Annotated in this window: 11 protein-coding genes; all 11 read right to left on the reverse strand. The window is 45.1% G+C overall.

All coding sequences use genetic code 11. The features are described from left to right. Nucleotides 1-34 precede the first annotated feature (34 nt). Nucleotides 35-1138 carry a tetratricopeptide repeat protein gene (locus H8K55_RS05060; RefSeq protein WP_186940997.1) on the reverse strand — a complete coding sequence of 368 codons (1104 nt, stop codon included), beginning with the start codon at nucleotides 1136-1138 and terminating at the stop codon, nucleotides 35-37. A gap of 492 nt (nucleotides 1139-1630) precedes the next feature. Next, a complete protein-coding gene (locus tag H8K55_RS05065) occupies nucleotides 1631-2077 on the reverse strand; it encodes an SRPBCC family protein (RefSeq protein ID WP_186940998.1) in 447 nt (148 codons plus the stop codon). Between the two features lie 80 nt (nucleotides 2078-2157). Continuing rightward, nucleotides 2158-2739: a DUF6151 family protein gene (locus tag H8K55_RS05070; RefSeq protein ID WP_186940999.1), complete on the reverse strand. Its 582-nt coding sequence runs from the start codon at nucleotides 2737-2739 to the stop codon at nucleotides 2158-2160. 71 nt (nucleotides 2740-2810) lie between these two features. Next, complete coding sequence (locus H8K55_RS05075) at nucleotides 2811-3152, reverse strand: hypothetical protein (protein WP_222612369.1); 342 nt, start codon at nucleotides 3150-3152, stop codon at nucleotides 2811-2813. Beyond that, nucleotides 3139-3660 carry a metal-dependent hydrolase gene (locus H8K55_RS05080; RefSeq protein ID WP_186941001.1) on the reverse strand — a complete coding sequence of 174 codons (522 nt, stop codon included), beginning with the start codon at nucleotides 3658-3660 and terminating at the stop codon, nucleotides 3139-3141. The genes H8K55_RS05075 and H8K55_RS05080 overlap by 14 nt, the downstream gene beginning before the upstream one ends. Before the next feature lie 199 nt (nucleotides 3661-3859). Next, nucleotides 3860-5230 (reverse strand): sugar MFS transporter, encoded by a 1371-nt coding sequence (locus H8K55_RS05085; protein WP_186941002.1) that lies wholly within the window; start codon nucleotides 5228-5230, stop codon nucleotides 3860-3862. Nucleotides 5231-5399: 169 nt separating this feature from the next. After that, nucleotides 5400-8012 carry a TonB-dependent receptor gene (locus H8K55_RS05090; protein ID WP_186941003.1) on the reverse strand — a complete coding sequence of 871 codons (2613 nt, stop codon included), beginning with the start codon at nucleotides 8010-8012 and terminating at the stop codon, nucleotides 5400-5402. A gap of 245 nt (nucleotides 8013-8257) precedes the next feature. Continuing rightward, the gene (locus tag H8K55_RS05095; RefSeq protein WP_186941004.1) at nucleotides 8258-9505 is read right to left on the reverse strand and encodes an ABC transporter substrate-binding protein; all 1248 of its coding nucleotides are present in this window, start codon (nucleotides 9503-9505) and stop codon (nucleotides 8258-8260) included. A 382-nt stretch (nucleotides 9506-9887) separates the two neighbouring features. Further along, nucleotides 9888-11282, reverse strand: a complete 1395-nt coding sequence (locus H8K55_RS05100) for an ATP-binding protein (protein ID WP_186941194.1) — start codon at nucleotides 11280-11282, stop codon at nucleotides 9888-9890. Between the two features lie 106 nt (nucleotides 11283-11388). Beyond that, nucleotides 11389-12102: a response regulator gene (locus H8K55_RS05105; protein ID WP_186941005.1), complete on the reverse strand. Its 714-nt coding sequence runs from the start codon at nucleotides 12100-12102 to the stop codon at nucleotides 11389-11391. A gap of 27 nt (nucleotides 12103-12129) precedes the next feature. After that, complete coding sequence (locus H8K55_RS05110) at nucleotides 12130-13413, reverse strand: ABC transporter substrate-binding protein (RefSeq protein ID WP_186941006.1); 1284 nt, start codon at nucleotides 13411-13413, stop codon at nucleotides 12130-12132. Between the last annotated feature and the right edge of the window lie 842 nt (nucleotides 13414-14255).

The raw sequence follows: 14255 nt of genomic DNA on the forward strand, positions 1-14255 counted from the left end.
GTTTGAATTCTATAGTCACGTCGGGGACCTTACTCTATTGATGTAAAGGGCTGGGACGAAGCGCGTATTTTTCGATAAATTGTTGTATGCCTAAGGGGTGCATTTTTTTCCAACTCTCGAATTCAGTTCGGTACGATTCATCAAAGAAAAATATAAATATTGCAGCCTCGATCTGCCCATCTTTTACAAACTGACGCAACTGCTGCAACAAAGGGTCTCGCAATTTGGCGTTTTCGTGTTCCTCATAGAATATGCTTTTCCAGCTAAGACGCTCTGTGTCAAATGGGCTCGTCACCTTACTCATTGACTTGACATTCGCATCCCCAGATTTCTTAGCTGCAAGAAAATTGGCTTTGCTTATGCCATATTGCAACCAAATGGCACTATCAACATCGCCTCCCTTAGCGTCGATCTTGGGATCAATTTCTATCGTGTAATTTTGCGCTCCATCTTTGTTGTTGACTTTCAGATGGACAGGGCGCTTCGCATTTAAGGCCTGCAAGGGACGATCGCTTATCTGAGTCAATGCTGAATATTGATCCCAAGCAGGTAAATAGTTAGGCTGAATTTCTATCGATTTCAACAAAGACAATTTCACCATTTCTATAGGGCGTCCCATTTTTGTCTGCGCATGCGCCAAAAAACGCCACGCCTGAAAATTACGTGGATTGATGTCGATCGATTTTCGGTAACGAATCTCTGCCTCATCAAATTTAGCTAATTGAAAGTAGCAATCCCCAGCGTACAAGATCGCTTCAGCAAATGTTGGATCGAGGGCGAAGGCTTTTTCATATTTGTTGATAGCGGCTAAAAAGTCACGACTTTGAAAAAGACGCTCGGCCTCATTGAAACTATCCATCGCCTCCCGATTTGCGGGGGTAATCCCCGGTGTTGAGGGAGCAGCCAATGAACGCAATGTCTCTTGTGCCAAAGGATCTCCCACGAATAACTCAAGCGCACGAGAAGCCGCAGCTCGCGCTCTATCGCGATATTCTTCGATGTATTGGGGATCAGTTTTGGTCGATGCAAACAAATAAAGTGCCGCTGTATGCGACCATGGCCCTGAAGCTTTTGGATCAGCTTTACTAGCCAAACTAAATTTCTCCAGCGCTTCATTGATTTCTAATTTCGACCACAAAACATTTCCTTCTTGAATCAACGATTTTGATTTCGCGTTTCCAAACAGTGTGTCCTCGTCAGTTTGGGCATATACACCAAACGCGAACTGACAACACAGAAAGAATACTATCCTTAAGAGGTACTTAGTCATGGTCATAAAATGAGAGTGCACTAGAAATTATCAATCAAAAAATTCAAGAAACCGACTAGAAATCATGTTCTGGGACATGCAAAAGAAGTTCGCGACAGGTCGAATCTCTATCGCGTTATGCCAGTTAGAATTACTCTTTGCTGGCCGTTTAACAGCACAGAGTATTGCCCACTTTTGATGATGCAGGATTCAAATTATTGCATTTCAATATATATCTTTGGCTTCATAGAGAAGACATCAATTAGTGCGCTCAGCAATTGCACCCTCTGTATGAGATATTCGGACCGGTTTTTTATGCGCGGCAACACCCAAGCAGAAATTATATTGGCAACCTAAAAGCATATTGCTCGCTATTAGGATCTAACCTGGAATCTCTGGTTCAACCAAATTCGCTAATTGCACCAAAGACTCTTGCCAGCCCAAGTAACACATTTCTACAGGAATCATTTCTGGGATACCTTCCTGTGTCACGCTCAACTCAGTGCCGCACAAGACTTGCTTGAAACTCACCGTCACCGTCATCACCCCCGGCATATTCGGATCATCAAATTGATCGGTGTAACGCAATAGCGATCCAGGCACCATTTCCAAATATTCACCACCGAAAGAATGCCCATTGCCAGTTGAAAAATTACGGAAAGACATTTTAAATGTCCCGCCAACTTTCGGATCCATATGATGTACCTGACAGGTAAATCCAAAAGGCGGAATCCATTTCGCCATTGCATCTGCTTCAACAAAAGCGCGATAGAGTTTGTCAGGATTGGTGCGTATTACCCGGTGTAATTTGACTGTGTTGGTTGACATGTTGTCTCCTCATTGTTTGCATAAATTTGGACTAATTTTCATTAATTTACGGTACTAATTTCACCAATGTACACAATAGCTTACAGGCTTTTTAAATGCATTAACTGCTCATGCGTCAAAATCTCTGCTTGCGCAACGGGGCGACCTTCCGCGTTAAACAGAGGCGATTTTTTATAACTACCGCTAAGCCGTGCCGACAAAGTCATCCCCATAAAACGTAACACAACAGGTAGCACACCTTTCTGTACTGGTTTAGGTTCACCAAGTGCTGCTTGTGTCTCCATCCAGGCAGTCACCGAGCCAAAATCCTTGCCGACATGGGCTTTATCCAATGCGCTGTGTATCAAACCGATAAACGCCATTTTAGGATCAAGCATGACATTACCTAAGGGTGTTTTGCAACAAGCCGCATACCAACGCACCATGCCCTTATCACTCAAACGTACGGCAGCAAGATGCTCACGACCTTGAACAAAGCGCAGACGCGCCTGACTCACTTGCACAATTTCGGTTCCGCCTTGCGCATCCAAAACCTGCTCGCCGCGTCCGAGAAAATGCGCGAAAGCCCGACAATCAGTGCAATAACAGACGATATGATTGTGTGTTCCCTCGCCTTCCAAATGCGCCCGAACTTCGCCGCATTGACATTGAATAGTGTGCATCGTAAATTTCCAAATTAAAATAAATGGACAGAATCAAACAAAGACAGCAATTTTCTACAACAATTAAGCGGCTAGCGGTTACTAGATTTTTTTAATCGATTTCTGCGCGATGCTCGATTACGCAATCTTGACAAAATCAAACCCTGTTTTACAGAAGGCGATTGTTCCTCAGACGCTACTTTCAAACCGCGAATACCCAAATATGCAAGTACTAAGCCAGCACACAACAGCAACCATGCTTCCATAAAAGTTGCAAATTGTCCATACAGTGCTTTCAACATCGTAGCAATCCAAGCCTGACGTTTGAGTTCAGACAAATAAGAGTGGTCGGCGAATAAAATCGATACCGCTATGAGTATGAATAACATGCCGACAAAGAAAATTCCAGCTCCAAAAATTTTATTTCGCATCATCATGTTCATTCGATGAATGATGGGATTGGTGCACGCGATACATGGCCACGCAAAATGCTAGCACAGCCGCCGCGATACAAAGCCAATGTAAGATGTTGAGTGACAGTAAATGCAAAAACGGATTCATCGCAACAAAAGGAGCGAAAGGTTGAACATCACTATGCATGATGCCATCAAGCACAATATGTGAATACACGCCGATTACCGCACCAAGAGAAACCTGTTCTATTGACAGCTTCGACCATTCGTAAAAATCGGGAATCCATGTCTTACGTTTTTGAACCTTGCGGAGCCCTATAAAGATTAAGACGACTATAGGGATAAAAAAAGACGATCCGAGAAAACTATGAAAAAAACGATGCACGGGAAACTGTCCACTCAGCATGTAATAAGCAGGTTCGAGATCCAATAAAACATTACTCAGTGCAAATGCAATAAAGCTGATCTTCTGAGGAAAGAGTGCCTGAATTGCGGCGCCTGGACCGAAATGAAATGGCGTAATAGGCATGTTCTAAGTAACTTATTTAACCTCTAATGTCACCTACGCTGCTGACGACAAGTAATCTGGGCTCATTTCATCAATGTTTTTGTCACTTCATTTCTTGAAAAACACACACTATCTTAGAGCAGCTCCCGCACGTCAGGTACGGGAGCAATGCTGACTAAGCTCGGGCTAGGCTTATAGCCTAAGCGCCACTCATCAAGAATTATAACAATACTTCTGATTGTTCAGTAGCCTCCTGGGCTAGCGCAGAACCGCCTTTCCAACTACGAATAGCATGACCCTTAACTGCATACAACAAAATGATCACATAGCATGGCAACAGAACCCAATAGGCACTTTGGGCGCTACCAGTATCGGAAAAATGACCGTATATCATCGGCAATAAAGCGCCGCCTGCAATACCCATAATTAAGAGTGCTGAACCACTCGCTGTGTATTTGCCTAATCCTTCCAGAGCCAAGGGCCAGATTGAAGGCCAGACCAGTGCATTCGCCAGACCTAGCAGCGCCAGAAACATCACTGTATTTGGCACTTCTGGCACACCCACCCACGCAATCAGATAATGCGACATAGTGGTATCCGTCGCTGAACTCAGAATCACACCCGCCGTAAAACCCATGCCACTGACCGCAGACAATAGTAAGGCCGCTTTTTGTGATAGCCATCGTGGGATGCAAGTGGCACCAAGCAAGTAGCCGAGCGCCATAAAACTCATGGTATAGGACGTTAAAACGGCGAAGTGATTCACGCCCAAATGATGTCCATACAATCCTATCGTATCGCCCGCGATAACTTCTACGCCGACATAGGCGAATAGAGCAACTGCACCTAGCACCAACTGTGGAAATTGAAATACGCCAAAGCGCCGCACTTCGGTTGCACTTTGATTGTCTTCCACATCCAGTTCAGGGAGCTTCGAAAAATGGATAAGCAACATAAACAAAACTAAACCAGCGGCCATCACCGCATACGGATAAATCAGACGCGAGGATAATTCAGCACGTAAAATTTCTTTTGCCGTTTGATCGAGCGCAGCCAGCGCGGTTCCTGAGTATTGCTCCATGCCAGACAGGATCAGTGCGGAAAAAATCATCGGCACCACAATTCCCGCACCTTTATTAAATAAGCCCATGACACTGATACGCATCGCTGCACTGTCACGCGATCCTATGCAAACAATATAAGGATTGATGGCCGTTTGCATTAAGGTCATCCCGGTCGCCAAAGTGAATAAGGCCAGCAAGAACAAGCCGTAGTAGCTCGATTTTGCAGCTGGAATAAACAATAAAGCGCCGACCGCCATAACACCCAGACTGAGCGTCATTCCATTTTTATAGCCAATGCGACTAAGGATAGCCGCAGATGGTAATGCCATCACGGTGTACGCAATATAAAACGCAAAAGTCACCCACAGTGCTTGAAAATCATTGAGATCACAAACGATCTTCAAGAATGGAATTAATGATCCATTGAGCCAGGTAACAAATCCCAAAATAAAAAATAAAAGGCTGATAAAAAACATCGCCATCACAACACTCTTGGTTGATCCAGCGGCTTGAACAGGCTTGGTCATAACGATTTCCACAATAGATTAAAACTGAGAACCGATTGAGCTAAGGTTCTATGCAACAGAAGAAAAGCCCATGTGAATGGCGACACGCACAAAGGTTTCACTTCACAAGCTATCTTGATGCGGACGTGCAAACAGCACATCCGCATCAAGGCGAGCCATCGAAGTCAGATCAGAACTTCGCGCGGACACCGACGCTATAACGCGCCCCATTTTCATACACACCTAAAGGCAAACCATCCGTCGTATTACTACGCACCAAAGCATTCGTAATATTGACTGCAGTAGCGAAGAGACTGATTTTCGGTGTCACATCGTAGCTGGCCGTCGCATCCCACTGGCCATAGGCACTGTTGACAACCTGACCGCCCATGGTTTGTCCACCAAATGATTCGGAACGGTAGTTATATGATAAACGCGTGCTAATACCATTTTTTTCGTAGTAGGCACTGGCGTTGAATTGATCTCTGGAGTTACCCAATACTTTCAAACCTGGCGCACCATTCACACTACCGGCTTTCGCATCGGTGAAAGTGTAGTTGAATACAGCACCAAAACCCGTGTTGCCAAAAGCCTGCTGCCATTGCACTTCGAAACCTTTAATGTCTGCACCATTATCAGCATTATGTGGACGTGTCACCGTATAGGTTTTACCATCCACCACTTCGGATTTATCAGACTTGTAGGTAAAGGTATCAAGCTGTTTCACAAACGCCGTCGCAGAAAATAAAGACGCATCGGAGAAATACCATTCCGCACCCACTTCGGCCTGATTCGCATGCACTGGCTTTAATAGTGGATTTCCAGCAGTGGCCTTCGTCAATACCGTACCGTCAACCGTAAATGCAGGGCTCAACAAATCAAAAGTTTGACGTGCCATGGCTTTCGAAATCGCGCCACGAATAATCAAATCTTTGCGCAAATCGTAAACCATATTCAAACTTGGCAAGACGTCGTTGTAATCATTCGTAACGCTGATCGCTTTGTAACCGATAGAGGAATTACCTAAAAATCCAGAGGAAGTTTGCTGCGTCTTAACCAAACGCACACCAAAGTCACCGCGTAACTTATCAATGGCGTAATCCGCTTTAATATAGGTCGCCGTGATTTTTTCTTTGATCGTGTAGTTCTGACTTGGCACACTCGCATACGTCATTGCCTTATCAAACATCGGTACACCTTTGCTGGCAACCAAGGCATCATCGAACCAAGCGTACTGTGTTAAAGCACCTTGTGATCCAGCTGCCTGACTGAGCATAGGTGAAGCACCCGAAGACAAGTCTGCTAAGGAGAAAGACTGCCAGCCTGCAGATTTATCATCAGCATTGCCTTGAATGCGCGTATTTTGCAAAGTATTGTCGCGATATTTCAAGCCAACTTTGACTGCTTTAATGATGGAACCGGTGATATCAAAACTCACATCGCCTTGTGCATAATTCTCCTTACCTTCCATCTTACGGATGCGGTCGTCGCCCGTTTTCAAAGTCAAGGCTTTCGGATCAAGAGGGCTAATATCCAAATACTTCACACCAAATTGATCGCGACCCATATCGATTTGAGTACGAGTATCACCTTCCATCCAAAAATGTCTGTCGTGTGTACTACCACCTTGACTATTAGTGGAACCTACCTGTGCATGTGCTTTCCAGTTATCGCCTTCGTAAGTTCCATCCAAATCGAGCACGTTTGTTTTGATATAGGATTGGCGATAAATAGGCTCAAACGATACGCCCGTTTTAGGCCCCAGAATGCCACCGACCAACGCCTTGGTGCCGTCTGAGGTAGTAATGAATTTGGGATTGGTCACACGAATATTGCCCTTCGCATCGGCCAGACCACCAGCTTGCCACAAATAGTTTTGATTATTATTGTCCATCTCCATGTCTGAATTCATATAATTCATGACGATATCGACGTCGCTATTTGGCTTGAATTGCAGCGCAACATTAGTCGTTGTACGCTCACGATCTTGACGGAAAATTGCCGAGCCGCCACCCCAAGCAGCATAAGCAGGCGTGGAGACACCATTTTGATCCACAATAGTGTATTTACCGTCATCAAAAAATTCTAAGCCATCACGACGCATGGTGCGCTTTTGCTTGTTCACGGCCACCATCACACCAAAGGTTTTGTCGTCGCTCTTCCAGTTCATCAAGCCCGATAATTGTGGATCTGTTTTTCCTGGCAATTTGCTGTAGACCGCTTCGACTGAGGCTTGCAAGGTTAATTGATCTTTGAATGCCAATGGCTTGCGCGTTTGCACGATCACCAAGCCACCGATACTACCTTCATCCAAATCCGCTGATGGGCTCTTATAAATATTCAAGCTACCGACAATTTCTGAAGGCAATACATCATAGTTAAAGCTGCGCGTTTGCGCTTCATTCAGCCACCACTCAGAAGACGAAACAGCCTGTCCATTTAATTGCGTCATATTCAAATTTTTGTCAGTACCACGAACAAAAATCGCTTTACCTTCGCCCCAACTACGGTCAACCGAAATACCTGGAACACGCTGCAAAGAATCAGCCACATTCTTATCTGGAAATTTGCCTAAGTCTTCTGCATTCACTGTATCGACGATATTTTGTGCATCACGTTTTCCCGCCAGATTTTTTTTCAAAGTATCGCGAATACCACGTACTTCGATGGACTGTGTTTCTTGCGTAGCTTTTGTTTCTTGCGCTGCTTGTGGTGCGGCATACACAACTTGCATCGATGCAGTGCCCAGCATGACGGCGATCAGATTGGGGATTAATTTTTTCTTGAATACTGGCTTAGCCATGTAAAGTCTCCTGTGGATTAATTTATTACTGCTGTAAATATGACGAACTACTATTCATAAAACCAAACAAACACGTACCACTACCACCTGCTACTACCTCGTCATGGCACGTGCTCAACGGGGTAAAAAAACACAGACGCTAAACCTGGTTACAACACGCTGTGCTCTCGAAAAAATTTCTTACAAAAAAATTCCGGCACCGCGCTGGGCGCCGGAACAAATCACACGTCTTGGGGGAAGTATGATCACTGCGAGTGTGGCTTAAACCACGTCAAATAAGCATTGTGAATTTTGAGTGCGGCATCCCTGGGGCGGATGGTGCCGTTCAGCACTTGCGCATTCACACTCCACAATTCTTTTTGCCATTTTGCCTGCGCACTATTTAAAATCTGCGCATCAATTCTGATCGTCGACTCACAACTGGAACGCCATTCCATCATCTGCCGACTGATAGGATCACGCACGGCAATCAAGTGATTCGATAGTGAAAAAAAACCAGTCGCTCGATTGGTATAAATATCCGCAAATTCTTGCGAGCCTATCCATTCCAAAAATTGCAAAGCATCCTCTTTATTTTTTGATTTGCGATTGATACCTATACCGATATCCATATGATCCAGGATGTAGCATGGCTCGCCCAGCTTGCGCACTGGTGGCGCGAATACTCCAAATTCCAAACCTGACACCTGATTAAAATAAGAAATATCCCATGAACCCATAGGGTAAATTGCAGCTTGTCCTAAAGCGAAAAGATGCTGGCTATCACTGTAAGTTTGTGTACTAGCAGTTGGATTCAAATAAGTACCTAACTTCGCTTCGTATTCCAACGCTGCAATAAATTCTTTGTCGGAGAACTTCGCTTTCCCGCTAATCAATGCTTTACGCCCTGTTTCACCATGCCAAAAATTAGGGCCGATACTGGTTAACACGGTTTGCGTTGCTTCCCATTGATCCGCCGTACCTAAAGCTAAGGGAACATAAGTGCGATGCTTTTTCACCGCGTCGAGCACAGAAATAAGTTCTGCATCTGTTCTGGGGATTTGCAGATTAAGTTTTTTGAAAATGCGTTTGTTGTACAAAAAACCGTGTATCACTGAAGCGATAGGCATACAAAAAGTAGATTTATCATCGTCGCTTTGCCAAGCAAACAAGGCCGATGCCGGAAAGTTTTCCATCCCTGGCTTGTTATCTAATTTTTCCAAGAAACCTTGCCGGAACAAGGCTAAAGACGCATCAAATGGACGACAAGCAATCAGATCACCAGCACGCCCGCTTTTCAGGCGGCTCAAAAGCGCGGCATCATAATCGGTTGGGGCAGTCGGCAAGAATTTGATTTCTATACCCGGATGCTTTTTATTGAAAGCCGGAATCAAGACGGTTTCCCATAAGAGCTTATCGTCGGCGCGCCAGCTTTCAATTACTAGCGTTCCTGCATGCACTACGTGAGCAGTGACGAGCGCAGACAAGCACAGAAAAAGCGAGATGAGTCTCAAAGGAAATCCTTACAAACATGAATTGACGAAACTAATGAACTCTCAGTGGCTGAAGTGACTGGAGTGCATGCTAGCATCGGCTTATTTGTAATGCCATTTTCCTTAAGCAGAATGGTGTAGACAACTTAAGCTATTGATTTTAAATAGCTTTATTAGTTTTCATCATTTAAGGGATTACATTTCTTTACATACCATTCTGATTTCCGCCAGTCGGCAGAACGAAGTGGTATGGATGATGATTTGACCAACTCCAAGTTAGCTTACGTTTCTCAATATAAGCTTACAAAACTTTACAAAAGTCTCATCGCAACTGTTGTGAATTGATCTGCATTGGTCTGCATCGGTCTACGTTAGCCTGTAGAAAAGAAAAAAGTCGCCTAAATTATTCGCGACGTTTCGGCAAACAAATGATTGCCTTCAAGCCGCCTTCAGGATGATTCTCTAAAACCAAATTACCGCCATGCGCCTCTACCACGCTGCGTGCAATTCCCAGGCCTAAGCCCATGCCGCTCTCGTTTTGCTGACGACCATGCAGCAAGCGTAAATAAGGATCGAATAATCTTGGTAGCGCTTCTTCCGGTACACCGGGTCCATGATCACGTACTTGAATCTGGACAGTCTCAGCTTCTTCCCAAATACTAATTTCTGCGCGTTCGCCATAATACAAAGCGTTGTCCAGCAGATTACCAATCGCGCGCTTTAAGGCCAGAGGCTTACCACGGACAACGACACCCGACTCAAGGAAGCTGACTTGATGCTTCGCCAGATGGGCACTACGCACCAATCTTTGAATTAAAGGGTCAAGCCGCACATCACTTGGATTTTCATGAATGTCACTGTCTTTCACACATTGCAGCGCACCTTTCACCATCATATCGAGATCGTCCAAATCCTCTTCAAATTCGGATCGCAAGACATCATCATCTAATAATTCTGAGCGCAACTTCAAACGTGTGATCGGCGTTCTGAGGTCATGCGAAATAGAAATGAACAAGCGTTCACGGTCTTCAATATAACGTTGAATACGCTGTCGCATACCACTAAAAGCACGCACAGTATTGACGAATTCACGGCTTCCGGTTTCCGGTAAGTCTGGCATGTGTTCACCTCTGCCAAAGGCAGCCGCAGCATCTGACAGTGCTGCCAATGGCAAGGTAATCCAGCGCACTACCAAGATCGACAACAGCAACACCGCAGCTAAAGACAAGCCTTGTAAAATCAAGCGATCAAAAGATAATGGATCACTTGTCTTTAAAAAATAGGGATTGGGCATCAGCGCCGCCAGATACAACCAGTTGCCAGGTTCAAGTTCTGTTTGAATCACCAAAATAGGTGCCGGTTCGGGCTTCACTAAAAGGATATGTTGCACCCAGCTTTCTGGCAGATCAAGGATATGCGTACCATCCACCGACGTAGTCAACTGATCAGGCCAAGCTAAGGCGACACGAAAATCGGGGTAATGCGGCAAGTCGGTTTTCAGTGTATCGGTAATAGTAGTAGTCACTGTTTGCGCGAGTTTTTGCGGCGCAATGGCGGTGATCGGAACATAGGCAGAATTAGTCTGTACAAAAAAACGCGTACCGCCCATTTCCCTAAATTGTTGCAGCGTCACCGTACGATAATTCGGCGGCAGGCTACGAAAAAACTGTATCGTACTCGATGCACTATGCGCCAGATATTGAGAAGCGGCCGCCGCTTCCAGTTCTGCTTTTGCCCCCTGCTGAGTCGCCCAGATTGCACTGCCAACCAACTGCGTTAACAGCACGCCAAAAACCATTACCAACGACAAACGTCCGAGTAAGGAATGCGGTAACCAAAACCAGGTTTTATTTCGTTTTACCTCACCGGGTGTGCTTACCGCAACATTAGATTGATGAGCAAAATCAGACACCGGAAATGCTCACATCGGCAGAAAATACATAACCCGCACCACGCACTGTTTTAATTAACTCTGAGGGCTTACGATCATCTTTCAGTAATTGCCTCAAACGACTGATTTGCACATCGAGAGTACGATCTAAAGGGCCAAGATCGCGGCCCCGTGTTTGCTCCGAAAGCACTTGACGATCCAAAATATCACCGGGATGCTCGACAAAATATTTCAATAATTGATAATCCAGTCCGGTCAATGCCACCACCTGCCCCTGACTATCGATCACTTTGCGTTCCACCAGATCGAGCGTGAATCCAACAAATTTATAATAACGTGATGCCACTGCTGTGTCGGCTCCGCTACGACGCAAGATAGCCTTGATACGCGCAAGTAATTCACGCGGACTATACGGCTTAGCAATGTAATCATCCGCACCTAATTCGAGACCAACAATTCGGTCAGTTTCATCTGAGCTGGCGGTGAGCATAATGATGGGAACATTACAGCGTTGTCGCACCGTTTTGCATAAGGCAAAACCATCCGTGTCGGGCAACATGACATCCAAAATCACCAAGGCTAATTGATCAAATTGATGTTGAAATTCAGCGATAAAACTTTCGCCGTTATGTGACAAAATCACTTCATACTGATTTTTTTCCAGATAAGCTTTGAGTAAGACCCGGGTTTTTTGGTCATCGTCAACAATCAGAATCTTGCGTGTCATTTTTTCCTCGGTCTGCGATCACAACTACTATTTACGGATATTCATATTTAAGGTACGGAACAAAGCGGCTAAGCGCTTTTGAGTTTCTGCCGGGCTCAAGGCATCGTCGATAAAGAAGCGATGAATAACAGCGATAATCGCGTCCCGACTCGATTCGTCTGTCGCCATGCGATGGGCAAGGCTGGGGGCTTGCATCGCCGCACCTTGCGCAAAATCGCTCCATGAAGCACGTGCGCAACTATCCATCTTATTCGGATCGGCGTCCTGTCTTACCGAGACCGAACCTTTGGCCGCGTTGTACTCATTCTGCATTTGAGATGTGCCTATCAGTCGCGCGAGCTTTTCTTGCGCGGCTACATGGGCGTAATCCTTCGTGAACATAGAAAAAGTATCGACGCTGTAGAGGTGGAAGCGGCCTGTACCCGGCATGGTCGCACAAGAAAACTCCAAGTCAGTCTCGTAATCAGTTTCGTTTAATTCAGCTTTTGCCCAATCCCCCATGATCATCATGGCCGCTTCGCGATTGGCAAATTGGCGCACTACGTCGGGCCAAGGGCGTTCGTCGATAGCTTGAATCATCCATGATTTCATTAAACGCAAACGCTCCAATGCCACCAGAAAACGACGCTCAAGCACGGCCTGAGGATTCTGTCGTGAAAAAACTTCACGATGAAAGTCCGGACCATTTTCTGCCAGAATCAAATTCTCAAACAGTGTCGCCACTTGCCACGGTTCACTGCTTTGCGCTAATGGCTTTATCCCAGCCGTCTTCAATTTAGCTGCCACGTTGACCAAGTCATTCCAGCTCTCGGGTGCGGCTAATTTAAGCGAGGAAAATAATTTACGGTTGTAAAATAAAGTATTAATGCGATGTATTCCCAAAGGCGCGGCAACCACGTGATGACGGTATTGGATCAAAGTTTGTATAGTGGGGAAAAAAGCCGTCTTCCATTTGTTCGCATTGGCAACTTTATCAAGCTCCAACAAAAATCCCAGATCAGCCCAATCGCGAATTGAAGCCCCAATAATTTGCGTGACTTCCGGTGCATCGCTGGCTAGCACCCGACTTTTCAGTACCTTACCTGCACCAATACCCGCACCACCAGGAACACCCACATCTTTCCAAGCCACACCTTCATCCATTAAGCGGTTAGCCAGCAAAGATGCCGCCTTACGTTCACGCGGCGAGGTCCACCAATGCAACACTTGCAAAGTCGGATCAGCTTCGGCAGCTTGGCACACCGGCTCAGGCAGACAGTTAAGAACGACCAAGGCAACAAAAAACCAGACTTGCCGGATTTTTACCAACATTGCACCAAAGTCATAGATGTAGACGTAGAACTAAGCAGCATATTGCCTCTGACATGAAAATATACACGAACAAAATTACAAAACCATCCCAAAAACATCGCAAAAAAATTAATCATACCAAAATAAGACCATTTAAGCCCCAACTGTTTTATTTAACTTAAAAGACATCATCCTATTTTCACCAATCATCTATAAATCCTTATGTAGTCTAACTAATCGACACGACTCTCGTAAAAAAATGAGGAAATAAGAAATTTTCGGCAATTAAATCACTTTAACGCCACTTTATAATTTTTCTTCCCACTGAGCTCATCAAAATTGCAGTACATCGCCATCATCGGTGGTGGTACAGCTGACGGAATGGCAATCAAACTGTTAGCACAATATTGGGCGGACATGGAAAAAAATCAGCGTGGTCGAATCAACTGGCATTGACATCATTGGTGTTGGCGAGAGCTCAACACCCTTCTTACGGCACTTTTTTCAGCTATTGCTATCTCTAAGCAGGAATGAATGCTGGCCGGTACGCCACCGAATCCTGACAAATTAATAGTGCGAGATAAAAGAAGCCATCAAATGCGGCCTGATCATGTATTCGGTTCATCATTAAAAAAGTAAGCACCTGTTCTATTTTCCGTACAGAAAACTTAGTTTCGTAAGAAATTCCGTACATTGTGCGATTGCACAATTGCCCTACATCAGCAAAATCAAAATTTCTAATTTATTACTTAAATAAGCTATTTTTCCGGTGTCATAATCAAATCCGACTGATTACCCATCTGGTCAAATATAACAACAAAAAACGGCGCCGGGAATACGCTTCCCGACGCCGCTACTATTAT

This window comes from Affinundibacterium flavidum, assembly GCF_014284175.1.
Lineage (GTDB): Bacteria > Pseudomonadota > Gammaproteobacteria > Burkholderiales > Burkholderiaceae_D > Undibacterium > Undibacterium flavidum.

What these genes read in the sequence shown, in the direction of transcription:
- H8K55_RS05065 (WP_186940998.1), bottom strand. Translation starts at nt 2,077, where the DNA reads ATGTCAACCAACACAGTCAAATTACACCGGGTAATACGCACCAATCCT.
- H8K55_RS05070 (WP_186940999.1), bottom strand. Translation starts at nt 2,739, where the DNA reads ATGCACACTATTCAATGTCAATGCGGCGAAGTTCGGGCGCATTTGGAA.
- H8K55_RS05075 (WP_222612369.1), bottom strand. Translation starts at nt 3,152, where the DNA reads ATGATGCGAAATAAAATTTTTGGAGCTGGAATTTTCTTTGTCGGCATG.
- H8K55_RS05080 (WP_186941001.1), bottom strand. Translation starts at nt 3,660, where the DNA reads ATGCCTATTACGCCATTTCATTTCGGTCCAGGCGCCGCAATTCAGGCA.
- H8K55_RS05085 (WP_186941002.1), bottom strand. Translation starts at nt 5,230, where the DNA reads ATGACCAAGCCTGTTCAAGCCGCTGGATCAACCAAGAGTGTTGTGATG.
- H8K55_RS05090 (WP_186941003.1), bottom strand. Translation starts at nt 8,012, where the DNA reads ATGGCTAAGCCAGTATTCAAGAAAAAATTAATCCCCAATCTGATCGCC.
- H8K55_RS05100 (WP_186941194.1), bottom strand. Translation starts at nt 11,282, where the DNA reads ATGGTTTTTGGCGTGCTGTTAACGCAGTTGGTTGGCAGTGCAATCTGG.
- H8K55_RS05105 (WP_186941005.1), bottom strand. Translation starts at nt 12,102, where the DNA reads ATGACACGCAAGATTCTGATTGTTGACGATGACCAAAAAACCCGGGTC.
- H8K55_RS05110 (WP_186941006.1), bottom strand. Translation starts at nt 13,413, where the DNA reads ATGTTGGTAAAAATCCGGCAAGTCTGGTTTTTTGTTGCCTTGGTCGTT.